At 63.0% G+C, this 22,486-nt stretch carries 21 protein-coding genes; 3 read left to right on the forward strand and 18 right to left on the reverse strand.

Annotated features, from left to right (window positions below):
• Window positions 1-54 precede the first annotated feature (54 nt).
• From torT to DYZ14_RS03420, 6 genes are read right to left on the reverse strand one after another with little or no spacing between them, the layout of a single operon-like run.
• Complete coding sequence (gene torT, locus DYZ14_RS03395) at window positions 55-1,128, reverse strand: TMAO reductase system periplasmic protein TorT (protein ID WP_154719347.1); 1,074 nt, start codon at window positions 1,126-1,128, stop codon at window positions 55-57.
• 35 nt (window positions 1,129-1,163) lie between these two features.
• Window positions 1,164-2,132, reverse strand: coding sequence for a 5-oxoprolinase subunit C family protein (locus DYZ14_RS03400; RefSeq protein WP_154719348.1), 969 nt, complete (start codon window positions 2,130-2,132; stop codon window positions 1,164-1,166).
• The gene (locus tag DYZ14_RS03405) at window positions 2,122-2,997 is read right to left on the reverse strand and encodes a 5-oxoprolinase subunit B family protein (RefSeq protein WP_154719349.1); all 876 of its coding nucleotides are present in this window, start codon (window positions 2,995-2,997) and stop codon (window positions 2,122-2,124) included. The genes DYZ14_RS03400 and DYZ14_RS03405 overlap by 11 nt, the downstream gene beginning before the upstream one ends.
• Window positions 2,997-4,379, reverse strand: a complete 1,383-nt coding sequence (locus DYZ14_RS03410; RefSeq protein ID WP_154719350.1) for an acetyl-CoA carboxylase biotin carboxylase subunit — start codon at window positions 4,377-4,379, stop codon at window positions 2,997-2,999. Before DYZ14_RS03410 ends, DYZ14_RS03405 begins: the two co-directional genes overlap by 1 nt.
• A complete protein-coding gene (locus DYZ14_RS03415; RefSeq protein ID WP_154719351.1) occupies window positions 4,376-4,615 on the reverse strand; it encodes an acetyl-CoA carboxylase in 240 nt (79 codons plus the stop codon). The genes DYZ14_RS03410 and DYZ14_RS03415 overlap by 4 nt, the downstream gene beginning before the upstream one ends.
• A 12-nt stretch (window positions 4,616-4,627) precedes the next feature.
• The gene (locus DYZ14_RS03420; protein WP_154719352.1) at window positions 4,628-5,428 is read right to left on the reverse strand and encodes a 5-oxoprolinase subunit PxpA; all 801 of its coding nucleotides are present in this window, start codon (window positions 5,426-5,428) and stop codon (window positions 4,628-4,630) included.
• A gap of 258 nt (window positions 5,429-5,686) precedes the next feature.
• On the opposite strand from DYZ14_RS03420, the gene DYZ14_RS03425 reads away from it, so the two are divergent.
• On the forward strand, window positions 5,687-6,586 hold the full coding sequence (locus DYZ14_RS03425) for a LysR family transcriptional regulator (RefSeq protein WP_115671819.1): 900 nt from the start codon (window positions 5,687-5,689) through the stop codon (window positions 6,584-6,586).
• A gap of 165 nt (window positions 6,587-6,751) precedes the next feature.
• Here the strand turns inward: DYZ14_RS03425 and DYZ14_RS03430 are convergent, their stop codons facing one another.
• Window positions 6,752-7,810, reverse strand: a complete 1,059-nt coding sequence (locus DYZ14_RS03430) for an NAD-dependent epimerase/dehydratase family protein (RefSeq protein ID WP_154719353.1) — start codon at window positions 7,808-7,810, stop codon at window positions 6,752-6,754.
• 117 nt (window positions 7,811-7,927) lie between these two features.
• On the opposite strand from DYZ14_RS03430, the gene DYZ14_RS03435 reads away from it, so the two are divergent.
• Window positions 7,928-8,536: a TetR/AcrR family transcriptional regulator gene (locus DYZ14_RS03435; protein WP_154719354.1), complete on the forward strand. Its 609-nt coding sequence runs from the start codon at window positions 7,928-7,930 to the stop codon at window positions 8,534-8,536.
• A gap of 202 nt (window positions 8,537-8,738) precedes the next feature.
• Here the strand turns inward: DYZ14_RS03435 and DYZ14_RS03440 are convergent, their stop codons facing one another.
• The 11 genes from DYZ14_RS03440 to DYZ14_RS03490 all read right to left on the reverse strand — a co-directional run bounded on the left by DYZ14_RS03440 (window position 8,739) and on the right by DYZ14_RS03490 (window position 21,318).
• A complete protein-coding gene (locus DYZ14_RS03440) occupies window positions 8,739-10,529 on the reverse strand; it encodes an ABC transporter ATP-binding protein (protein WP_154719355.1) in 1,791 nt (596 codons plus the stop codon).
• Window positions 10,526-11,485, reverse strand: coding sequence for an acetamidase/formamidase family protein (locus DYZ14_RS03445; RefSeq protein WP_154719356.1), 960 nt, complete (start codon window positions 11,483-11,485; stop codon window positions 10,526-10,528). Before DYZ14_RS03445 ends, DYZ14_RS03440 begins: the two co-directional genes overlap by 4 nt.
• Before the next feature lie 7 nt (window positions 11,486-11,492).
• Window positions 11,493-13,109 carry an ABC transporter substrate-binding protein gene (locus DYZ14_RS03450; RefSeq protein ID WP_154719357.1) on the reverse strand — a complete coding sequence of 539 codons (1,617 nt, stop codon included), beginning with the start codon at window positions 13,107-13,109 and terminating at the stop codon, window positions 11,493-11,495.
• Window positions 13,110-13,136: 27 nt separating this feature from the next.
• Complete coding sequence (locus tag DYZ14_RS03455) at window positions 13,137-14,057, reverse strand: ABC transporter permease (protein WP_154719358.1); 921 nt, start codon at window positions 14,055-14,057, stop codon at window positions 13,137-13,139.
• Window positions 14,057-14,956: an ABC transporter permease gene (locus DYZ14_RS03460; protein ID WP_154719359.1), complete on the reverse strand. Its 900-nt coding sequence runs from the start codon at window positions 14,954-14,956 to the stop codon at window positions 14,057-14,059. Before DYZ14_RS03460 ends, DYZ14_RS03455 begins: the two co-directional genes overlap by 1 nt.
• Window positions 14,931-15,542 (reverse strand): ANTAR domain-containing response regulator, encoded by a 612-nt coding sequence (locus DYZ14_RS03465; RefSeq protein ID WP_154719360.1) that lies wholly within the window; start codon window positions 15,540-15,542, stop codon window positions 14,931-14,933. The genes DYZ14_RS03460 and DYZ14_RS03465 overlap by 26 nt, the downstream gene beginning before the upstream one ends.
• A complete protein-coding gene (locus DYZ14_RS03470) occupies window positions 15,539-16,615 on the reverse strand; it encodes a transporter substrate-binding protein (RefSeq protein WP_154719361.1) in 1,077 nt (358 codons plus the stop codon). The genes DYZ14_RS03465 and DYZ14_RS03470 overlap by 4 nt, the downstream gene beginning before the upstream one ends.
• Window positions 16,616-16,968: 353 nt before the next feature.
• Entirely contained in the window at window positions 16,969-18,012 is a 1,044-nt protein-coding gene (locus tag DYZ14_RS03475; protein ID WP_154719362.1) for an acyltransferase family protein, read from the reverse strand.
• Complete coding sequence (locus DYZ14_RS03480; RefSeq protein ID WP_154719363.1) at window positions 18,009-19,301, reverse strand: O-antigen ligase family protein; 1,293 nt, start codon at window positions 19,299-19,301, stop codon at window positions 18,009-18,011. Before DYZ14_RS03480 ends, DYZ14_RS03475 begins: the two co-directional genes overlap by 4 nt.
• 7 nt (window positions 19,302-19,308) lie before the next feature.
• Window positions 19,309-20,496, reverse strand: coding sequence for a polysaccharide biosynthesis/export family protein (locus DYZ14_RS03485; RefSeq protein ID WP_232365425.1), 1,188 nt, complete (start codon window positions 20,494-20,496; stop codon window positions 19,309-19,311).
• Window positions 20,497-20,640: 144 nt separating this feature from the next.
• A complete protein-coding gene (locus DYZ14_RS03490) occupies window positions 20,641-21,318 on the reverse strand; it encodes a sugar transferase (protein ID WP_154719418.1) in 678 nt (225 codons plus the stop codon).
• A gap of 744 nt (window positions 21,319-22,062) precedes the next feature.
• Between DYZ14_RS03490 and DYZ14_RS03495 the strand changes: the two genes are divergently transcribed.
• Window positions 22,063-22,356 carry an exopolysaccharide production repressor protein gene (locus DYZ14_RS03495; RefSeq protein WP_232365415.1) on the forward strand — a complete coding sequence of 98 codons (294 nt, stop codon included), beginning with the start codon at window positions 22,063-22,065 and terminating at the stop codon, window positions 22,354-22,356.
• Window positions 22,357-22,486: the final 130 nt, after the last annotated feature.

Genomic DNA, 22,486 nt, shown 5'->3' on the forward strand with positions numbered 1-22,486 from the left:
CTAGAAAAATTAGGGGGCGGGCCCGGCGCATTCGCGCGCCGAGCCCTTGGGGTATCAGTTGACCGAAAAGACCGGCTTGAAGCCGTCCGGCGGCAGGATGTTGGTCTGCGGGACGCTCTCGACATTCGACGGATCGACGACGAAGATCTTCGGTCCGACATGCTTCACCAGTTCCTTGCCTTCCAGCGCCCGCACGGCCTGGTCGATGGCGATGCGGCCCTGGACGACCATGGAGTCGGCCGGAGCCGCAAGAATGAAACCGCGCTTGATGCCTTCGTAGACGCCGGGCGTCATGTAGAAGGCGAGAAGGTCGACCTTGCCCTTGAGACCGCGTTCGCGGATCAGGCCCTGGGCTGCCTCGGCGGTAACGGCAGTGCCGGCGACGTAGCGCACGTCAGGCTCGGCCTGGAGCACGTCTTCGACGAGCTTCAGCTGGGCTTCCTTGCCGGTGTCGCCGTATTTCGGCTCGAGCGCCTTGACGGCAGAACCCTTGATCGCTTCGAGGAAGCCCTTGTTGGCGGCCTCGACCCAGCCGGCGCCGGCCGGACCCGGGAACCAGCCGACCTTCACTTCTTCCGAACCTGCGGGATGCTTCTTGGCGAGATAGGCGCCGGTCTCGTAGCCCATGGTGTAGAAGGAGACGAGCGACTTGGCGGTCAGGTCCGGCGAGGACATGCCGTTGATGACGTCGATGACCGGGATGTTCTTCTTCTTGATTTCGCTGACGAGGTTGTTCAACCCGTCGAACGAGATCGCGCCGATGACCACGGCCTCGGCACCACCGGCGACGCAGTCCTCGATCTGGCTGATCTGCTTGTTGAGCTCGGTGTAGCCGCCGGCTTCGACGAGGTTCATCTTGACGCCGAGGTCCTTGGCCTGTTCGGCGACGCCGTAGTCGACGCCGAGCCAGTAGGCATCCTTCATGTGCGGGAAGGAGACGCAGATGTTCCACGGCTTTTCCGCCTTTTCGAGCGGCGAGTAGGATACGTCGACCGACTTGCCGTCAGCGGCGAAGGCCGGCTCGATCGCCTGGGCCGGGTAAGGATACCAGGCCTCGGCAAGCACCGGGCTGGCAACGGCAAGCGCCAGGGCGGAGCTTGCAAGCGTCATTAGGATCTTGTGTTTCATGGTCGTTCCCCTGTTTGAAGTCTTTGGCTGCGTGGTCAGAAAAGCGCGCGGATCTGGTCGACCAGCGCGGCCCGGTCCTTCCGGGCGGTCAGGGCGGTTTCCATGTCCACCTTGACGAAACGGGTTGGCGTATGCGGCTGCAACTGGCCGATCAGGTCCATGTCGGCGGAGATCACCGTGCCGAGCATGAAATAGCCGCCGCCGGAGACGGCATCGCGATGCAGGATGATCGGTTCGGTTCCGCCCGGCACCTGGATGGAGCCGTAAGGGTAGCAGGCGTCGACGATGTTCGAGGGATCGGAGCCCGCGCCGAAAGGCGGGACACGGTCGACGAAGTCGAGCTTGCGGCCGCCGCGGAAGCGATATCCCATGCGGTCGGCCTCCGGCGCCACCTTCCAGGTGTCCTCGAAGAAATTCCTGCCCGCCTCGTCGGTGAGGCGGTGCCAGTAGAGGCCCGGCAGCACGCGCAGTTCGGCCGGCATCCCCGGCCGGCGGCGCAGATTTTCGGGAATGGACTTGCCCTCGACCGCCTTGCCGGCCGTGCCGACCGGCAGTTCGTCGCCAATGGCGATCGGCCGGCCCTTGAAGCCGCCGAGCGCGCCGATGGCATAGGTCGAGCGCGACCCGAGCGCCAGCGGCACGTCGATGCCCCCGGAAACGGCGATATAGATGCGCGCGCCGGTCTTGAGGAAATCGAAGGTCAGGACCTGGCCGGCCTTGACCTTGAAGGCGGTCCAGCCGGGCTTTTCCTCGCCATCAACCTTGATCGGCATGTCGGCGCCGGTGACGGCGACCATGGCGTCTTCGGTGAATTCCAGCTTCGGGCCGATGAACACGGCTTCGAGGCCGGCGGCCCCTTCCTCATTGCCGACGAGCAGGTTGGCGGCCTTCATCGCCAGTCGGTCCATGGCGCCGCCGAGCGGAATACCGAGGTGGAAATAGCCGGGACGGCCGAGATCCTGGACGGAAGTGGCAAGACCCTGATGGAGAACCTTAATGGCCATGGAGAACGCCCTCCAGCTTCGCGTTGTACCCGTCAATGTCTTTCTGGAATTCACGCAGATCGAATTTCACTTCGCGGATTGGCGGGGCGAACCGGCCCTTGTCGACATCTTCGACGGCCTGGTCATAGGCTTCGCGATCGATCGGCTTGAACTTGACGATGTCGCCCGGACGGAAGAACACCATGAAATCCTTGAGGTAGGAGGTGGTCTGGGTCGGGTCGTAGATCGGCATGGGAGTGATGCCGAACATCTGATAGCCGCCGGCACCGCGCACCGAATAGATGCAGCCGAAGCAGCCGCCGTGTCCAACGGTCAGGCGCGGGGTGTCGGTGCGGGGGCGCAGGTATTTCGGCACCTGGATCTGCCGCTGGCGCTCGACCATCTGGTACATGAAGGGCAGGCCCGAGACGAAGCCGACCATCGAGACGAACCAGGGCGAGCCGGAATGGGCGGCGACGAAGTCGTCGACCGAGCCGTAGTCGTTGATGCGGGCGGCGTATTCGAGGTCGGTGCCGGTCGGCTCCTGGTGACGCTCGCGGAAGCGCATCAGCGTCTCGTGGGTCCACGGGTCGTTGTAGAAGACCGGGATCTCGACGATGCGGGTGGTGATGACCGGCTCGGACTTGGCGGCCGCCACTTCGATCGCCTGGACTTCCTTCAGGATGTCGTTCGGATGAATGACATCCGGATCGAACTTGATCTGGAAGGAAGCATTGGCCGGGCAGATTTCGGTCACGCCCTTGATCTTGGCTTCCTTGATGCCGGTGGTCATCGACAGCGAGTTGAAGAAGGCCTCGAGCGACATTTCCTCCGAGCATTCGACGAAGAGGTGTTCGTCACCCCCGAATGTATAGCGCATGGGCATCAGGCAACCTCCTTGGATGCGACAAAGGCCGGGAAATCCGTCTCCAGCCAGGGTTCGAGGAACCGCGTATGGACATCGCCCGAGGCAACCGACGGGTCGGCGGCAAGGGCCTGGTGGAGCGGAATGGTGGTGGCAAGCCCGCGGATCTCGAGATTGTCGAGCGCTTCGGCGAGCCGGGCGATGCAGGCGTCGCGGGTCTCGCCCCAGACGATCAGCTTGCCAAGCAGCGAATCGTAGAAGGGCGGAACCGTGTAGCCCTCGTAGAGCATGGTGTCGAAGCGAACGCCCTCGCCGGTCGGGACGCCGAGCGCCTCGATCGTGCCGGGGCCGGGCAGGAAGCCGCGCGCAGGGTCCTCGGCATTGATCCGGCATTCGATCGCATGGCCAGTGACGCGGATGTCTTCCTGGCGGACCGAGAGCTTCGCACCGCCGGCAACCTTGATCATCTCCTGCACGAGGTCGATGCCGGTGATCATTTCGGTGACCGGATGTTCGACCTGGATGCGGGTATTGACCTCGATGAAGTAGAACTCGCCGCTCACCTCGTCGTAGAGATATTCGACCGTGCCGGCGCCGCGGTAGTTGACCTCGCGGGCGAGCGCCACGGCACTGGCGCACAGTTCCTGGCGCACGTCTTCCGGCAGACGGAAGGAGGGCGCTTCTTCCCAGACCTTCTGGCGGCGACGCTGCAGCGAGCACTCGCGCTCGAAGCAATGGACGGCATCTGTGCCATCGCCGAGGATCTGAACCTCGACATGGCGGGCGCGGGTGATGACCTTTTCGACATAAAGGCCGCCGTCACCGAAGGCGGCAAGCGCCTCGGCCGAGGCCTGCGGGAAATGGCGCTCGAAATCGGCCATGGTCTCGGCGATGCGGATGCCGCGGCCACCGCCGCCGGCAGCGGCCTTGATCATGACCGGAAAACCGATCTGCTCGACGATGGCGCAGGCCGTTTCGAGGTCGTCGATGCGACCTTCGGAGCCGGGAACGGTCGGCACGCCGGCGCGCTGGGCGACCTTGCGAGCCTCGACCTTGTCGCCGAGCAGGCTGATCGCGCCGGCCTTGGGTCCGACGAATATCAGGCCGGCATCTTCGACAGCCTGGGCAAAGGCAGCGTTCTCCGAGAGGAAGCCGTAGCCGGGATGGACCGCATCGACGCCGGTTTCCCTGGCGGCCTTCAGAACGGCCTCGATGTTGAGATAGGATTTGGCGGCCGATGGCGGCCCGATTTCCACCGACTGGTCGGCGAGCTTGACCGCCAGCATGTCGCGGTCGGCCGCCGAATGGACCTGGACGGTCCGGATGCCCAGCGCCTGGGCGGCGCGGATGATCCTCACCGCGATCTCGCCCCGATTGGCAATGAGGATCGAGCGGATCGTCATGCCTCGACCTCGGCAATAGCCTGGCCGGCCATGATCGGCTCCTGGTCGTCGGCGACGAAGGTGATCTTGCCGGCGGCATCGGCGTGGACCTCGTGGAAGGTCTTCATCACCTCGATCAGGCCGATCACGTCACCGACGGCCACCTGGTCACCGTCAGCCTTATAGGGCGCGGCGTCCGGCGAGGGCTTGCGGTAGAAGGTGCCGGGCAGAGGCGATCTGATCTCGAGCTTGCTCATGGTGGTCTCCGGTTATCTGACGATTTCTGAAATGGGGGCGATGCGGATGCCTTCGGCGATCAGGGCTTCGCGCATGTTGCGCACGATGTCCAAGGCGCCGAGCGTATCGGAATGGAAGCAGATGGATTCGAACGGCACCTCGATTTCCTTGCCGCTGACCGTGGTGACCAGCCCTTCCTTGCAGGCGCGCACCACCTTGCGGGCGATCGCCATCGGGTCCGGTCGGCCGACATCACGGGTAAACACGATCGAACCGCTCTCGTCGTAGTCGCGGTCGGCATAGAATTCGCGCACCAGCGGCTGGCCGACCTCGAGTGCCGCGGTCTCCGTCGCCGAGCCCGCCATGCAGAACACATAGGCATTGGGGGCCACCGTGCGCATGTACTGAACGAAGAGCTGGGCGAACTCCGGATTGACCGCCATCTCCATGTAAAGCGCTCCATGCGGTTTCACATGCTGGAGAGAGGCGCCGTGGCGACGGGCGAATTCGCGGATCGCGCCGACCTGATAGACGATGTCGTTGACCAGTTCGCGCGCCGTGCCGTTGATCTTGCGGCGACCGAACCCCTGGAGGTCGTTGTAGCCAGGATGCGCGCCGATGCCGACGCCGTGCTCGACGGCCACGCGCACGGTGTTGTCCATCAGGTTCGGATCACCGGCATGGAAACCGGCCGCGATGTTGGCGGAACTGATCAGTCCCATGAGGGCGCTGTCTTCGGTGTCGCCGACACGCCAGCGGCCAAAGGCCTCGCCCAGATCACAATTGATGTCTACGACCTCGAGTGCCACTTTTCTTCCCTGTCCTGCCTGCATTTTGTGCAACGCAGCGCAATGCCTGCGTATTTGTCAGAAAACCGTAGGAAGAAAAGTTTCATTTGAAAAATTCTATTTTCAGAATGTTGTTATCTGATATTCATATGTGACCGAGCTGCGCTGGGATTTGCCTTTCCCTATGAAAATCAGAGTGTTGACGCATGTTGGAAAAGGCGAGTCTCCCAGTTCTGCAATCCTCGCGCTCTTCGATCTTATTTTCAGATACTCAGTATTCTCGATTCAGAATGATGGATGACAATGTCGCTCAGCCTCAGACAGATCCGCTACTTCATTGCCACGGCGGAGGCCGGGCAGGTCTCCCAAGCCGCCGTCAACCTCTCGATCTCGCAGTCGGCAGTGACGACGGCGATCAAGGACCTTGAACGGACGGTCGGCGCAGGGCTGTTCGAACGGACGCCGCACGGGATGGATCTGACGTCAGCCGGCCGCAGGTTTCTCTCGCAGGCTTATGAGATCCTGCAGAAGGTTGAAGAAGCGACGCAGCTCAATCTCGTCACCGACAAGGTCGAGGGCACCCTGAGCATCGCCACGACCTATACCGTCATCGGCTATTTCCTGCCGTTCCATATCGAGCGGTTGAAGCGCCAGTTTCCGGCCATTGACATCCAGTTGTTCGAACTCAACCGGGAATCGGTCGAGGAAGGATTGCTCACCAACCGCTACGACATCGCCGTCATGTTGACGTCGAATATTCTCAATCCGGAACTGATGACAGAAAAGCTGTTGAGCTCGCAGCGCCGCCTCTGGCTGCCGGCGCGCCACGGGTTGCTTGAAAAGGACAAGGTTGGTCTCAAGGAAGTCTCGGAAGAAGATTACATCATGCTGACCGTGGACGAGGCGTCGCACAGTACGTTGAAATACTGGAGCCAGTCGGCCTATCTGCCGAAGATCACGCTTCGTACCTCCTCCGTCGAGGCCGTGCGTTCATTGGTGGCCAACAGTCAGGGGGTCGCGATCCTGTCCGATATGGTGCATCGACCCTGGTCGCTCGAAGGTCGGCGGATCGAAACCATTTCGCTGGTCGATCCGATCCCCTCCATGGATGTCGGCCTCGCCTGGCGGCGCAATGTAGAATTTACACCGGCGATGGAAGCCGTCCGTTCATATTTCCGCCGATCGTTTAACATTCCCGAATAGGCCTAGTCGGCTCGAAGCTACGATTTTGGCAAGGCGCGAACTCGCACGCCTCGGCCCCGCGAGATCTTCAGCCCGAAGGCGCGATGGCTGCAATCGCGAGCGGGTCCGACAGCCACACCCGGAGAAAGGTTGCGCCGTCGCCGCCCATGCGAACCGCCACAAGGCTCATGACGCGGCCGCCAGACGGTTGCCGTCGGTGGCCGTGCGAACCGAAGTTGCTTCCAGGGGCTGCATCCCGCGCATGCCATCGGCCACCGAAGTCACCGGGGAATAGCCAAGCTCCTCCCGCGCGCGGCGAATATCGATGGTGAAATCCTTGCCGATCAGCCGCAGCATTTGCCGCGTAATCGGCGGCTCGCCCTTGCGGCGGAAGATCCGCCAGGCCGCGCCCATCACGCCGGCCATCGTCCAGGCGATGCCGAACGGCACGGCGCGATCGCTGGGCGTCACGCCGCGGCTATTGAGCAGGCGCGTCAGGAACGACTTCAGCGTCGTATCCTCGCCGTCGCTCACGAACCAGGCTCGCCCGCCTGCTCCGCGATCGGCGGCGAGGACCAGCGCGTGGCAGAGGTTGTCGACATGGCAGGTGGAAAGGGCCTGTGCGCCGCCCGCGACCCATTGAAACCGCCCGGCACGCACCGTCTCGACCATATGGTCGAGGGCCGGCATGTGCGGACCCCAGATGAAGGGTGGGCGGATGGCTACGGTGGAGAAGCCCGCGCGCCTCCCGTTCGCCGCCAGCAGCATCTCTTCCGCCTCGGCCTTGGATGCCGCGTAAGGAGCGAACGGCATCCTTTGCAGGGCCATGTCCTCGGTCACGGCCCGCATCGGTTCGGGGCGGCCCATGACGACGGCGGCGGCGCTGACATAGACGATGCGACGCACGCCAGCTCGCTCAGCCGCCTCGACGACGTTGCGGGTACCTTCGACGTTGATCCGGCGGAACAGGGCCATCGGCCCCCAGAGCTTGAAATGCGCCGCGACGTGGAACACGACGTCCACCCCTTCCATCCCACGGCTCAGCGCGAGGCGGTCAGCAAGGTCGGCCTCAACCGGGGTGGCGCCGAGCGCCTGAACGCCCGCCCGCGCTTCGGCGCTGCGAGCGAGCGCGCGAACTCTCCAACCATCGGCCAGCAGGCGGCGGATGAGATGTCCACCGACGAAACCGGATCCCCCGGTGACGAGGGTCAGGCGAGGCGAAGTCTGTGCGGCAAGGTGGCTCATGGCGGGTCTCCCGGGTGTCGTTTGTCCCAGAGTGCCACGCCTAGACATACTACACAATACATTTTCTGAAATCTGTTACATGTTGCAGCCCGCCGGTATGTCGGCTAAGAGCTGCGCATGACAAACGACGCGCCTGATCATCGTGATCGCATTCTCGACACGGCTGCCGAGCAGGTCCGCCGCTTCGGTGAGGCCAAGACCAACGTCGTCGATATCGCCAAGGCCATGGGCCTGTCGCATTCGGCGATCTACCGGTACTTCCGGTCGAAGTCGGACATTTTCGATGCTCTTGCTGCGCGGACGATGGCCGAAGAGGCCGATCTGGCGGCCCGCTTCGCAAAATCCGATGGTTCTGCGGCGGAGCGGCTTCGCGGCCTCGTCCTGGCGCTCCATCGCAGCAAACGCGCCAAGCTCGGAGACGACCCGGAGATCCACGGTCTCTATCGCCGGATCCTGGCGGAGCGCCCGGACCTCGTCGCCGATTACGCGCGGCGGATGACTGCACTCGTCCGGCAGGTGTTGGAGGATGGGATAGCGCGGGGCGAGTTCCGCATCCGGGATCTCGATGCCGCTGCCGGCGTGGTGCGCGACGCGGTCACGGTATTCGTCCATCCCGCTCATGTGGAGCAGGCTGTCGTGGCCGGGCTCGAAATGGAGCCAAGACTTCAGGCGGTGGTCGATATCCTGGTCGCGGGTTTTGCGGCAACCGGCCAACCTGATTGGTAATCGGTACCGATCGGCCAAGTCCCTCAACTGCACATCATAGCAATGCTATGACAGTCGGTCTCGATGGGTATGGGCGTCGGCAGCAGTAGGCGAGACTTGCTGGTCTGAAGTGGCTTGCTGGCGCGGCACTCCTTCTCGCCCGCCAGCGCAAGATAGGCTGTCACTCGTGAACGTCGGCTGCATACCGCTGGCAATCTTGCCGTCAGCTCAATCCCGGCGCTGACGCATGGGCAACGAAGTGTCCGCCGCCGATATCGACGAGCAGCGCCCGTTCCGGGCCTTCGCCGACCTTCCACACCGGGCTCGGGATCTCGCCAGCCAAGCGCAGGCCGGGCACCCTTTCGCGACGCGGGTCGGGAACGGGGACCGCGTCGAGGAGGCGCCTGGTATAGGGATGCTGAGGATTGCCGAAGAGCTGCGCGCGGGTTCCCATCTCGACGATCTGGCCGAGATACATCACGGCGACGCGGTCGGAGATGTTCTCCACCACCGCCATGTCGTGGCTGATGAAGAGGTAGGTGACGCCGCTTTCCTTCTGCAGGTCGCGCAGCAGGTCCAGCACCTTGGCCTGGATCGACACGTCGAGTGCCGCAACGCTTTCGTCGCAGACGATCAGCTTCGGCTTCAGCGCAAGCGCACGAGCAATGCAGATGCGCTGGCGCTGGCCTCCGGAAAACTGATGCGGGTAGCGATTGTAGGCGCTCGGCGACATCTCGACCCGCTCCAGCAGTTCGCGTACGCGCGCCTTCTGTTCGGCCGGCGTGCCGATGCCATGGATCACCAGCGGCTCGCGGATCAGCTCGCCGACGGTCATGCGCGCATCGAGTGCCGCCATGGGGTCCTGGAAGACGATCTGGAGATCGCGGCGGATCGCCTTGCGCCCAGTGGCATCGAGATCATGCATGGCCTGGCCGTTGATCTCGATGCGGCCGGAATGGGGCACGAGCCCGACCAGTGCCTTGGCCATGGTCGACTTGCCGCAGCCGGACTCGCCGACCAGCGACAGCGTTTCCCCTTTGAAGATCTCGAGCGAGACATGCTCGACCGCATGGACATGCGCAGCAACCCGGCCGAGAAGGCCCTTGCGGATCGGGAACCGCACCGACACGTCATCATAGCGCACCAGCACGTCGCGCGTTTCCGGCGCCGGCCGAAAGGCCCCGGCGCCGATGCGCGGCACGGCGGCGAGCAGGTCGCGCGTGTACTGCTCTTTGGGGGCGTCGAACAGGTCGACCGTCGATGCAGTTTCAACCATCTTGCCCTTGCGCATGACGATGACGCGATCGGCCATCTCGGCGACCACGCCCATATCATGGGTAATCAGGATGACGGCCGTCCCGAGTTCCTTCTGCAGGTCTCTGAGCAGATCGAGCACTTCGCGCTGCACGGTCACGTCCAGCGCCGTCGTCGGTTCGTCGGCAATCAGAACGGCAGGGCGCAGCGCGATCGCCATGGCGATCATCACGCGCTGGCGCATGCCGCCCGAAAGCTCGTGCGGATATTGTTCGAGCCGCTTTTCGGGCTGCGACAGGCGCACCGCCTTGACCGCTTCGAGCGCGCGCGCTCTCGCCTGCGACACCGAAAGCGGCTCGTGCGCGCGGATCGCCTCGATCAATTGGCGACCGATGCTCATGACGGGATTGAGCGCGGTCATCGGCTCCTGGAAGATCATGGCGATGCGCGCGCCGCGCATCGCCTGCATCGTCTTCTCGGGCAGGGTCGTCAGTTCCGTTTCGCCGAAGCGGATGGAGCCGCCCGTCACCCGAACTGCGGGTGCCGGCAGAAGCCCCATGCAGGCGAGCGACGTGATCGACTTGCCCGAGCCGCTTTCTCCCGCGATCGCAAGCGTCTCGCCCCGATGAAGATCGAAGCTCAGTCCGTCGACCAGCGGAATGAGCCCCTGGTGCGAGCGGGCAGAGACTTGCAGGTCGCGAACCGACAAGACCACGTCGGCTGTTGCATCGATCACGGGAGAAAGCATGGCTGCGGTCATTCGAAGACGGACCTCGGGAAGTAGAAGCTGACCACGACGTTCGGCATGTCGACGATCTCGGAAATACGAAGATCGCCACAGGTCGAGACGAGCATGTAGGCGTCGACCGGATCCATCTTCTGCGTCGCTGCGAGAAGATCGACCATGTTGGCGACGGCGTCCCTGGCCGCGGCCCAAAGGTCCGGGCCGATGCCTGTCGTGACCTCATAGCCCTTGGCGTCGAGATGACGCGTGACCGAGCCCGGCGTCGTGAAGCGCGGGGTCTTCAGCGGCTGGTCCTTGATGAGGTCGAGCGTCAGCACGACATCGAACGGGCTTTCGATCGCGGTACCGCAAACCTCGCCATCGCCTTGTGCGGCGTGGGTATCACCAACCGAAAACAGCGCACCATCGACCTCGACCGGCAGATAGAGCGTCGTTCCGGCGGACAGGTCGCGGATGTCGAGATTGCCACCGACGCGCCGCGGCGGCACAACCGTATGGTGACCCTTTTCGGCCAGCGCATTGCCGATGGTGCCGGCAAAGGGCTTGAGCGGCACGCGGCCGTTCTTGCCGAACAGGGCCGGCTCCATGCTCGTCGCGTCGAACTTCCAGACATTGAGCGCCGGGTCGGTGAACTGATCGGCAAGCAGGCCGAAGCCGGGAATGTTTGCCGTCCAGCCAAAGCCCGTGCCGTCGCGAAGCTGCGGCGTGAAGCTCTCGATCGTTACCTTGAGCACATCGCCCGGCTTTGCGCCGTCAACGTAGATCGGACCGGAGACCGGATTGATCTTGGCAAATTCCAGCGCCATCACATCCTCGACGGTGGACTGGGGGCCGAGTTGGCCCCCAGAACTGTCAAGGCACTGGAACAGGATCGTTTCGCCCGGTGCCGCCGTCAACGCGGGGGAAAAGGAATTGTCCCAGCCGAAATGGTGCTGGTGGGCGTGGATCGTGTGGTTGCAGTGCTTGCACATGGCTGCATCACTCCTTGATGAAGACGTAGTCGTAGTTGACCGGGATCGAAACCGGATCGACGAAGAGCGCGTCGTCACCGCCCATGCGGGCGGACTTCAGCGTGTAGCGCTGTTCGTTGAACACCGGTGCCCAGGGCGCGTCTTCCATCACCTTCATGTAGATCTCGGACCACTTGGCGAGACGCTCGTCCACCTTGGCCGGGTCGACAATGGAATCGGCCTCCGCTGCCAGCTTGTCGAGGTCCGCGTTGCAGTACTTCGACCAGTTCCAGCCGCCTTCGACTGCACCGCTGCAACCCAGGATCGGGCCATAGAAGTTTGCCGGATCCGGGAAGTCGGCGATCCACGCCATGCCGCCGGACCAGATCATCGGAGCGTTGCCGGCACCGCCAGCCTCGATCACGTTGGCCTGGGCCAGCGACTTGATCGACGCGTTGATGCCGATGGCCTTCAGGTCTTGCTGGATCGCCTGGGCGATGCGCGGGTTGGGGTCGGTATTCATGACGAACAGCTCGGTCTCGAAGCCGTCTGCGTAACCAGCGTCGGCAAGCAGCTTCTTTGCGCCTTCCTGATCAAACTTGTAGCCGTCATAGCCCTTGGTGTAGCCCGGCATGGAGGGCGGAAGCGGCTGGGTTGCCGGAACGGCGCGGCCGTTGATGACCTGAACGATGCGATCCTTGTTGATCGCCATGTTGACGGCACGGCGCACCTCGACCTTGTCGAACGGTGCCTTTGTGACGTTCATGGTGATATAGCCGGTATGCAACTGGCCGCCTTCGACCACGAGGCTCTTCTGCGCCTCGTCCTTCATCACTTCCACGAACTTGGCCGGCGGAATGCCGTCGCCCGGAATGTCCACTTCGCCGTTCTGGGCCCGCAGCAGGGCGACGACCGGTTCCTGGCCGACTTCGACCGTGAAGCTGTCGAGATAGGGCACACCCGAGATCCAGTAGTCGGCGTTCTTCTCGAACACGAGGCGCTGGCCGAGCGTCCACTCGGTCAGCTTGAATGCGCCCGTCCCGACCGGCTTCTTGCCGAAGTCTGCGCCGGCTTCCTCAACCGCTTCCTTCGGCACGACAGACGAGAAGTTCAGCGCCATGACGTGGAGGAAGGTTGCATCGGGGCGCGAAAGCTTGAAGACGACAGTGCTCGCATCGGGGGCGGAAACGCCCGTAACGGTCGCGACCTTGCCTGCCGCGGCAGCGTCATAGCCGTCGATCATGGAGAAGAAACCCTGGCCCGGCGACTGGGTGGCGGGATTGATGACGCGGTTGATCGAATAGACGACGTCGTCGGCGACAAGCTCGCGGCCGTTGTGGAACTTGACGCCCGGGCGCAGCTTGAAGGTGTAGGTCAGGCTATCCTCGGAAATCTCATAGCTCTCGGCGAGGCCCGGACGCAGGTTGGTCGTGCCGGGCTCGTAGTCCATCAGGCCGTCGAAGACCGACTTGATCATCGACCAGTTCTGCCAGTCATAGCCGATCGCAGGATCGAGCGTCGCGACGTCGTCCTTGTAGGTAACGACCATGTTGCCGCCTTGCTTCGGCTCCTGTGCCTCAGCCGGGGCAAAGGCCGGCAGAGCCATGAGGGTTGCGAGCGCAGTTGAAAGGATAAGCTTCTTCATAGGCCTTACTCCTGTTGGTTGACGGTTTCAGCGCAGCTTGATGCGCGGATCGATGAGCGGCGAAATCAGGTCGGCGATCAGGTTGCCGATGACGATGCCGCAGGCTGAGACGAGGGTGACCCCCATGATGATCGGGATGTCGACGCGTTGGATCGCCTGCCAGGCCAATTGGCCGATGCCAGGCCAGCCGAAGACGCTCTCGACAACGACGATGCCGGACATGAACAGGCCGATGTCGATGCCGATCATGGCGATGATCGGCAGGATGGCGTTGGGCAGCGCATGGCCAAGTATGACCTTGCTGCGGCCGAGGCCCTTGGCGCGCGCGGTGCGGATGAAATCGGCGCGCAGCACATCGACCATCGAGGATCGCATGATGCGCGAGTACCAGCCCGAACCGAGAATGCCGAGTGTCACGGCCGGCAGCACAAGGTGGGCGAGCGTGCCGTAGCCGCCAATCGGAAACCAGCCAAGCTTCACCGCAAAGACGAAGAGCAGCAGCAGGGCGACAACGAATTGCGGCGCGGAGACCGTCAGGAAGCTGGTCAGCATCAGGCCGTTGTCGATCGCCTTGCCGCGGTTGAGCGCCGCGATGATGCCGAGCGGCAGGCCGATCAGAAGCTCGCAGCCAATCGCCGCCACCAGCAACAGCAAGGTTGCCGGCAGGCGCGAGAACAGGAGTTCGGCGACTTCGGTCTTCTGCAGATACGAGCGTCCGAAATCACCCTGAACAAGGTTCCACAGGTAGTTGCCGTATTGGACGAGGAACGGCTGGTCGAGGCCAAGCTGCTGGCGGATGCTTTCAACCGTTGCAGCCGTGGCCGAACGGCCGGCGATCTGACGCACCGGGTCTGCCGGCAGCACGTAGAGCAGGACGAAGGTGATGAACGAGACGCCGAGCAGGATAAGCGCGGACTGAACGAGGCGTCTCACGATATAGGCAGCCATCAGTCACGCCCCTGTTGTGTCGGATCGAGGATGTCGCGCAGCGCGTCGCCCACCAGGTTGAAGGCGAGCGCAAGCAGCAGGATCGCCGCGCCGGGAATGAAGACGAGCCATGGGGCCGACTGGAAATAGGTCTGGTTCTCGAAAATGATGTTGCCCCAGGATGGGATCGGCGGTTGAACGCCGATGCCGAGGAAGGACAGGGTCGCCTCCAACAGCACGGTGGTCGAAATGCCCAGTGTGCCCCAGACGATCAGTGTCGGAATGAGATGGGGCAGGATGTGCTTGAAGAGGATGCGGCCGTGACCGGCGCCGAGCGTCTTTTCCGCGGCGATATAGTCACGCTCCGCCAATGACGAGGTTTGCGTGAAGATCACCCGGGCCGTCTGCACCCAGTTCACGAAGGCAATCACCATGGCGACGATCCACAGCGACGGGGAGAAGATCGCGGCAAGGCAGATCGCCAGCAGCAGGGCCGGAAACGCCATCATCAGATCGGTGAAGCGCATGAGCACTGCGCCGATTGTCCCGCGGAAATATCCCGCGGTGACGCCCACCAGCGTGCCGATCAGCAAAGCGGCTCCATTGGCAACGAGGCCGATCACCAGCGAGGTCTGCGCGCCGTAGAGGATGCGCGAAAACAGGTCGCGACCGAGAAGATCCGTGCCGAACCAGAATGTCTCGTTCGGTGGAAGTGGCGCGCCTTCGATGGTGAGGCCGTCGAAGAACTGTTCGTGGGGATCGAACGGCGCGAGCCATCTGGCGAACATCGCGCCGCCGACGCAGACGACGATGATCAAAAGCCCCAGAAGAGCCAGCTTGCGCCGAGCCAATTGGCTCAGCACGGAAGGCCCGCTCTCCGGTACGACCAGGGGTTCAGCCGGGATCAATGCGTCTGCCATCGTCAAGGCCCTTCTCGTTCGAATAGTTTGCCACGAGCCGCTCCGCGGCAATTTCGATCGTCACGCGCCAAGCCATCGCAGTCTGACGCAGAAGGTCATAGGCCTCGGCCTCGGTCTTGCCCTTCATCACGAAGATCATCACGGCGCGCACGATCGTCTGGCGTGCCGAGAGTCGGCTCTGCAGGTCGGAAATCAGGGCCTCGGATGCATTGGCGCGGTCGAAATTGCTGCGGGCGACAAGGAGAGCCGCGTAGACGCCCTTGTCGCTCATCGGCTTGAGGAGCTGCGCGTGCGCGCCCATTTCCATCGCCCACCTCAAACGGCCCGGCGCTTCCGAGCCGATCAACGCGATCATGGGCATCGTCGATTGGCCGGGTGCCCAGGGAAACTGCTCGTCGTGCCCCATGTCGGCATCGTAAAAGATGAAGTCGGCTGCAATCGCCTCGGAGGGGAGTTCCGGCCATGCCTCGCGCACGTCCAGCCCGATGACGCCAAGCTGGCGAACGAGACCCTGTACTGACGGGTGTGGCCTGTGCAGGATCCAGGCCGTGGCGCCGCCCAGGTTTTCCGTCCTGATGCGCGTCATGACACGACCTTCAGCCGGAAGCCCGTCTTTCCGGGTTGCGAGCGTTGTGTCAGGTAGGGATCGGCACGCATGGCCGGCAGACGCTTGATCTCGTCGAAGTGGCCGTTCGTCAGTCTTGCGATGATGGCCGGCTGGCGTGCGTGGAGATGCACGGGGTCGAGCCTCGTGGTGCGGCCGCTGCGCACGGCCAGATGCAGGAGCTCAGCCAAAGGCAGTTCCTCCGCTCCGGGACGTCCTTGCAAGAGCCCTGCCAGTTCGTGCACCGATTGACGCGCCATTTCATGGAACGACCCGCCGGCGCCGCCGTCGGGCTCGAACCAGGGCCCTGCCGAGACCAGACCCTCGGCAGCCTTTCCCGCCGCTTCGATCTCGCATTCGGTGAAATTGCACGACAGCACCGTCAGCCCCTCGGCAAACTCCGCTTCCTGCTTCAGTTCGGCCAGACGCGCCAGGAAGGCATAGGAGCTGTCGCCCACCAGCGAGTTCAGTATGAAGCTCGGCTTCAGCGTCCGGATGTCATGGATGATGTGGTCGAGTTCGGTGTCACCAATTGGAAGGTACCGGTCGCCCAGCACCTGTCCGCCCGCCGCCGCGATCCTCTCGCGCGCGATCTGCGCCATTTCCCAACCCCAGATGTAGTTGGAGCCGACGAGATAGGCGCAGGCGCCGAGCGCGGGCAGTGCCCAGTCCAGAAGCGGCAGCAGATGCTGGTTTGGACAGGAATGCATGTAGGCCACCCGCTCGGATGCCTCGAAGCCCTCATAGGGCACGGGATACCACAACACTCCGTCGAAGCGCTCGAGTTCCGGAATGACTTCCTTGCGGCTCGCCGACGTGATGCAGCCGAAGATGTGGCGCGCTGCGGAGCTGCGCAGGATCTCCCGGCACTGAGGTGCATAACGGTCGAGCCTCCCTTCGGGGTCGCGCTCAGTCACCCGGAAGCAGACGTCGAGTTCGGGATCCGAATTGACCTCTTCGACGCCGCGCAGGACCCCGTCGCGGGTGGCGCGCGATAGAGCGGCATACATGCCGCTACGCGAAAGAAGAACGCCTATGTCTACGATCCGCTTCATCGAAATCCCAATGCAAAAAGCCCCGACGATGCGCGTGGTGAACGCGATCGAGACGGGGCTCAGGTGCCGACTATTTAGTTCAATCTAGCCTCGGAAAATGCGGATTGGAAGCTTTATTGCGGGAAAAGCAGGTAAAATTGCATAATTCCTTCTCACCCACCCATAACCGCGCAATAATTGAGCACGTGCCGCCTTTTTGTTCGACAGACCTGAGGAAGAGCGAAGGGGCATGCGACCGAGCCCGGCCGTCTCGACTGCGACTGAAATGGCAGATCCGTTCATGGCTTGATCCTCCTCGAAGGTCCAAATCGCGCGTCGAACCTCTCGCCGTGTGGCGCTCGGCGTCGATGTTCTTACGGGCGTGTCCCGGTTTCTCGGCGTTGCCGGATCTGACGAGAGAAGACAGATACGAATGCGCGCCGCGCAATGACAGGCCCCCGCCTCTCCAGCAAATGGAATCCGATGATACCGGACGCAATCCCGCTAACGACGGCGATTGCGAGAACACCGGGATGGGGCGAGGCCAAGGATGTACCGGCCTTGGCAACGACCGAGATCGCAAAGGTGTGCCAGATATAGATGGAATAGGAGGCGTCGCCCAAGAGGGACGCGACCGGGACGAAACGAATCCGGCGCGCAGCTTCGAGGGCGAGCACGCCGACGACCAGGCCCGCGGCGAGCGGTCCGCAGACCAACGCGTCGAAGGGGAGTCCTGCGACCTGGATTGTGGCAAAGCCAGAAAGCGCGAGCGCAATCAGGGCAAAGCCCGTGGCCGGCGCGGGCATCTTGCCCTTCAGCCAAAACTCGCCGATCATCATGCCGGCAACGAATTCCAGGATGATCGGCCGCGTAAAGCTCGAAAGTACCGCATTGTCGGTTTTGAACGATATACCGGCAATCACCAGCAGGCCGAACAGAACCGCCATCGCCGGCAGGCGCCAGGCACGAGGAAGAAGCAGTGCGACGGCGATGACCAGGTAGAAGAACATCTCGTAGTTCAGCGTCCAGCCCTGGACCAGCACCGGCCAGATTTCGCCATTGCTGGGCGAGCGGGCCGGAATGAAGAACAGCGAGGCGAGCACGTGCTCGAGCGATAGGACGAGGTTGGGAAAGAGCCCGCCCAGGGCTCCCGCCACCATGACGGCGGTGGCCAGCCAGTAGACCGGCACGATGCGGCGGATGCGGGCGCGCAGGAACTGCAGGGGCGTCGGTTCCCGGCGGGCGGTGACCACCCACATGATGAAACCGCTGATGACGAAGAACACGTCGACGCCGGCCGCACCGATAGCGAAATGATAACCGGTCTTTTCCGCCGCGTGGAACAGGACCACGGCGACCGCCGCCGCCGCACGCAGATACTGGATGCCGTTGAGCGTTCCTTGCGGGGGCGAGGTCACGACGGCATATCCGCAATTCCGTCTGCACCACGTCCGGAGTAAACCTTGACGGGAAGGTCCGGCAATCGGAAATGCGAGGCCCGGCGGACCGCGGTCAGCTTGCCTGCGGAGAAATAGAGCAGGAACGATCCGACATGATAGGGCGTCAGGATATCGATCTCGACGAAGGCGCGCATGGCCAGCAGCGCGGCGACGCCGAAAAGCACGGCCGAGTCAGGGTCGACGGAGCGGCTCAGCACCCGTCCGAGATGACCGAAAAGCGTAGCCACGAGCAGCAGGCAAAGCAGGACGAGGCCGACCAAACCAGTTTCGACCACGGTCTCGATGAAGGTGTTGTGGAAGTGGAAACCCGCGCGTGAGGCGATGAAGAACTCTTCCCACAACCGCTCCGCCTCCGGGAAGCCCTGGACCCAATAGGCCTGGTAACCCATGCCGAAAAGGGGATTGGCCCGGGCCGCCTCAAGGCCCTGCTGCCAGAGATAGGTTCGCCCGGTCAGCGTTGAATCCTTGCCGAAAGCGCCCAGCACCAGATCGGCGCCGCCGGCATTGAGGAAGGCGAAGGTGCCGGCGATCGCCAGGATCGCGCCGGCGAGAAACAAGTTCCTGCGGCTTGCCGGCCTGAGTGCCTGCAGGACACGCACCGCTACTAGCACAGCGACGACCGCCACCGTGGTGAGCACCGAGGTCGCCGACTGAGAAGCCATGAGCGCATAGGCGGCGAGCAGGGCGACGCCACCGCTCAGCACGAGCCAGTGCCGTCGCTCGCCGAGAAGGAAGACCGCGGCAAGCGCAAAATAGACGCCGAGCGAGGCATAGAAGCCGAGCTGGTTCTTCGAGGCGAAGGCCCCGACGAAGCTGTAGCTGCCATCGAGCGGATCGAGATGGTAGACCCCGAACAACAGCGAATAGACGAGTACCAGCCCCGTCCCGGCGACCGCGCCGCGCGAAAGCGTGCGGACATCGATCGTGCGCATGGCGATCAGCGCGCAAACGATATGGGAGAGATATTGCACACCGGTTCGTGCCGTGAGCGAGGGAGCGGCCGACCAGAACACAGACAGGCAGGCGAAGACGGCGAAGGCAAAGATCCAGGAATAGCGGGCATAGTTTCCGAGGACCCGGCGGTAGTCGACGAGGACCAGCGGCAGCCACAGCGCATAATAGGCGAGGATCGAGACTTGGCCGAACCGCGCCGAATAGGCAAAGACGAAGAGCGACAGCGCGACCGCGGCCGTGCCATAGGCCCGGTTCCGACCTTGTTCGATCAGGCTGGATTTGGCGATCCGCATCGCGCCCTCATCGCATCGCCAGGCCCGCGGCCACCTTGACCACATCGCCGGGCAAGACCTTCGTATTCTCGTCTGCAGGAATCTCGCTCGCCTTGCCGTCCTTCTCCCGCACGATGGAATAGCCGACGCTGGCAACCGCCTGCTTGGCGAGCGTGGCCGCCTCGGCCGATTGCATCATGGCTTCCGCCATAAGGTCGCGGCTCGTGCCGAGCTTGAGGGCGATCGTGTCGAGTTCCCGCTCGGTATTTTGCAGTTCCTGCGCCAGTTGCGCATCGCGGTCGTTCTTCAGGTCGGTTTCGTCCTGGGTTGCCTTGCTGACATCCTGCCTGGCTTTGAGCGAAGCCGTGTCGATGTCCAGCAGTCCTGCCTGAAGGTCGGCGACCTGCTGTTCGATGGCGAGCCGCCGGGAACTGACGGTCAGGCCCTTTTCGGTGAGATTGTAGACCTTCTCCCGGTCACTCTCGACCAGCTTGAGCTGGCGCGACTGGGTCTCGGATTTCTTCGCGAGCGATTCGATCTCGCTGCGCAACAGTGTCTTGAGGTCCGCCAGTGCCGTCAGTTGCAGCTTCAAGCGCTTGTCGCGGGTCTTCATCAGTGCTGTTTCGCTGGCCAGAAGCTCGGCCGCCTCCGGCATGTCCTTGATCTCAGCCGGCATGGCGATCTCGGCACTGCCGGCGATCTCCGCCTGCAGGCGGGCGCGGCGCACCAGAAGACGGTTGCGTTCGGCGACGAGGACAGAGGAGTCACCCTCGGCGCGGATAAAATCGCGGGCAAAACGCTGTCCGGTCTCGCCGCGCCTGAGCCCCCCGCCGAGGCTGAGTGCCTTCAGCACCGTCATGTTCGGCGCATAGGGATATTCACCGGGGGTCTGCACCTCACCGGCGAGATAGATCGGGCGGTACTGCGCCAGCTCCACCGAGGCCGAGGGCCGGTCGCGCAGGCCGAAAAGCAGCTGCATCTTCGTGCCCACCTCCTCGGCGACCTCCGCGGTGGTCTTGCCCGAGGCCGTGAGCTCTCCGAGAAACGGCAGTGAGACCGTGCCCGACGCACCGACCGTGTAGTCCCCGCTGACCGTGGACCAGTCCCTGACCGCGCCTTCGGCGGTGCGCCATTCGGCGACGCGGATGCGCAGCTTGTCCATCACGTCCAGACGATAGTCGTCCGCGCGTGCGGAAGCGAACGGCGCGGCGAGCATCAGCAGACACAGGACGGCGGACGCGAAATGGAAAACGGAACGGGAGCGCAGTTGCGCCCCGAAGCTGGCGATAATGGACATGCTTATCCCCGTTTGGCTGTTTTCAGGACAGTCGCGTCCGCCCGAAGGCGGACAGGGCGGCGTTCAATAGCTGCCGCGTGAAAGGCAGACGGCGGGAACGGTCATGCCGATGATCTTGAGGTCGGTCATGAGCGACCAGTTCTGCACGTAGTGCGAGTCCAATGCGATCCGGGATTCATAGGAAACGTCATTGCGGCCGCTGACCTGCCAAAGGCCCGTCAGGCCCGGGCGGCTTCGCAGATAATACTGGGCGGCGACATCATAGAGTTCCAGTTCGTCCTCAACGACCGGGCGCGGCCCGACCAAGCTCATCTCGCCGCGAATGATGTTGACCAACTGCGGCAATTCATCGAGGCTGAGCTTGCGCAGGACGCTGCCAACCGCCGTCACGCGCGGATCATGCTGCAATTTGCGGGTCGCTCGCCATTCTTCGTAGGCGGAGGGGTTCTTCTCCAGATACTCCTTCAATATCCGGTCGCCGTCCTGCCGCATGGTGCGGAATTTCAGGCACCGGAAAGATCGGCCACTGTGACCGATGCGGCTATGTCCGTAAAACACGCGCCCGCCGTCGGAAAACTTCACGAGCGCCATCAGCATCAGGAAGATCGGACTGAGGAAAAGGAGGGCGATCGACGCCATCACAATATCGAATCCCCTCTTGGAGATTCCGCCGACCGGCGAGGTTCCGACGGCGTGCGTGTGGAAATACGGCGAACTGGCCGATCGAGTCGCGGACTTCATAGAGGTAACTCCATTTACGTTTTGCGATTGGTCGGGTCCCTCGGGACGCAAGCCCTATCCAAAGTCCAGTGTGTGGTGACAATTTGTCCGTGCTGCCCAGACTTTGTGGCAACGGCCGGATGCATCACAGACGGCTGCCGACGGGCGCTATGCGGCACAGTCCAAATGGAGGTCAGCCGGCGCAAGTCGTGGCGCTTCTCAAGTGAATTTCCCGCGCTTCACAAGTCACCGATCACAACTTCACATAATTTTACTAGAATTAAATTCGATATTTCCCCGCCTATACGCCGTACTTCTCACCTCTGCGCGCCAGCAGAATGCGGGGCGACTGATATACGCGGAGACGGAGGCGAATTTTGCATCGCAACATTATATTGCGCCGCACACCCCTCCCCGCCGTTATTCTAATGTTGTAACAATATGTGATCGCTACCGGACCGCAGGCACGGGCCAATCCCGCGCGGGACAATCCAAGCGCGCACCGACCGTGGCAAAACCAACCCGAAATGCCGCTTCACGGTGATTCCCCTGCCAAAGCCGCTGGGACGGGGGAAGGCAGTCCTGCGTCCTGGCAGCGGCCTTGTATGCTAACGGAGTAGAAAGCCCATTGCGCCATAATCGCCCGCAAGGCAGCGGAATATCCTTTCTGTCGTTGAAGCGGACCGCACGGATCAATATATCTATTGAAATGCCTTGGAGGAGAAGGCGAACTGCCATGAAACAGAACAGCAAGTATGGGGCTGCATGATGTATGCACCTCGTGTCTTTGCCAGCATGCTTGGCGCATTGATCGTCTTTGCGGTCTCGATCTATCTCTTGACGGGATCGGTCGGCACGACCGTCTGGCAGACGGTGGTGGCGGCCGTCCTCCTGCAGATCGGTTATTTCATCGGCGTGCTCGTACTGGTGGCTCGCGCGGCGCGGCAGAAACGCCAAAGGATGCCCGCTGACGATACGGCATCCTCCGACCGGAACGCATCCAGATCCGGCGTCGTCCCCGTCTCGCGCATGAACACCCGCGAGCGCCCCAATCTCTAGGCTCCATCTCCAGGACCGGAGGCCCGCGTCGATACCAATCGTCGCGCCTGCCCCGTTTGCGTCAAGATCGGCCTGCATGCTGGCCTGATCCACCGACCCCCACGGACCGGGAATTGATTTTTCTGCCGGA

It is taken from the genome of Ciceribacter sp. T2.26MG-112.2 (assembly GCF_900492205.1).
GTDB lineage: Bacteria > Pseudomonadota > Alphaproteobacteria > Rhizobiales > Rhizobiaceae > Allorhizobium > Allorhizobium naphthalenivorans_A.

What these genes read in the sequence shown, in the direction of transcription:
- torT (WP_154719347.1), bottom strand. Translation starts at nt 1,128, where the DNA reads ATGAAACACAAGATCCTAATGACGCTTGCAAGCTCCGCCCTGGCGCTT.
- DYZ14_RS03400 (WP_154719348.1), bottom strand. Translation starts at nt 2,132, where the DNA reads ATGGCCATTAAGGTTCTCCATCAGGGTCTTGCCACTTCCGTCCAGGAT.
- DYZ14_RS03405 (WP_154719349.1), bottom strand. Translation starts at nt 2,997, where the DNA reads ATGCCCATGCGCTATACATTCGGGGGTGACGAACACCTCTTCGTCGAA.
- DYZ14_RS03410 (WP_154719350.1), bottom strand. Translation starts at nt 4,379, where the DNA reads ATGACGATCCGCTCGATCCTCATTGCCAATCGGGGCGAGATCGCGGTG.
- DYZ14_RS03415 (WP_154719351.1), bottom strand. Translation starts at nt 4,615, where the DNA reads ATGAGCAAGCTCGAGATCAGATCGCCTCTGCCCGGCACCTTCTACCGC.
- DYZ14_RS03420 (WP_154719352.1), bottom strand. Translation starts at nt 5,428, where the DNA reads ATGCAGGCAGGACAGGGAAGAAAAGTGGCACTCGAGGTCGTAGACATC.
- DYZ14_RS03425 (WP_115671819.1), top strand. Translation starts at nt 5,687, where the DNA reads ATGTCGCTCAGCCTCAGACAGATCCGCTACTTCATTGCCACGGCGGAG.
- DYZ14_RS03430 (WP_154719353.1), bottom strand. Translation starts at nt 7,810, where the DNA reads ATGAGCCACCTTGCCGCACAGACTTCGCCTCGCCTGACCCTCGTCACC.
- DYZ14_RS03435 (WP_154719354.1), top strand. Translation starts at nt 7,928, where the DNA reads ATGACAAACGACGCGCCTGATCATCGTGATCGCATTCTCGACACGGCT.
- DYZ14_RS03440 (WP_154719355.1), bottom strand. Translation starts at nt 10,529, where the DNA reads ATGACCGCAGCCATGCTTTCTCCCGTGATCGATGCAACAGCCGACGTG.
- DYZ14_RS03445 (WP_154719356.1), bottom strand. Translation starts at nt 11,485, where the DNA reads ATGTGCAAGCACTGCAACCACACGATCCACGCCCACCAGCACCATTTC.
- DYZ14_RS03450 (WP_154719357.1), bottom strand. Translation starts at nt 13,109, where the DNA reads ATGAAGAAGCTTATCCTTTCAACTGCGCTCGCAACCCTCATGGCTCTG.
- DYZ14_RS03455 (WP_154719358.1), bottom strand. Translation starts at nt 14,057, where the DNA reads ATGGCTGCCTATATCGTGAGACGCCTCGTTCAGTCCGCGCTTATCCTG.
- DYZ14_RS03460 (WP_154719359.1), bottom strand. Translation starts at nt 14,956, where the DNA reads ATGGCAGACGCATTGATCCCGGCTGAACCCCTGGTCGTACCGGAGAGC.
- DYZ14_RS03465 (WP_154719360.1), bottom strand. Translation starts at nt 15,542, where the DNA reads ATGACGCGCATCAGGACGGAAAACCTGGGCGGCGCCACGGCCTGGATC.
- DYZ14_RS03470 (WP_154719361.1), bottom strand. Translation starts at nt 16,615, where the DNA reads ATGAAGCGGATCGTAGACATAGGCGTTCTTCTTTCGCGTAGCGGCATG.
- DYZ14_RS03480 (WP_154719363.1), bottom strand. Translation starts at nt 19,301, where the DNA reads ATGCGGATCGCCAAATCCAGCCTGATCGAACAAGGTCGGAACCGGGCC.
- DYZ14_RS03485 (WP_232365425.1), bottom strand. Translation starts at nt 20,496, where the DNA reads ATGCTCGCCGCGCCGTTCGCTTCCGCACGCGCGGACGACTATCGTCTG.
- DYZ14_RS03490 (WP_154719418.1), bottom strand. Translation starts at nt 21,318, where the DNA reads ATGAAGTCCGCGACTCGATCGGCCAGTTCGCCGTATTTCCACACGCAC.
- DYZ14_RS03495 (WP_232365415.1), top strand. Translation starts at nt 22,063, where the DNA reads ATGATGTATGCACCTCGTGTCTTTGCCAGCATGCTTGGCGCATTGATC.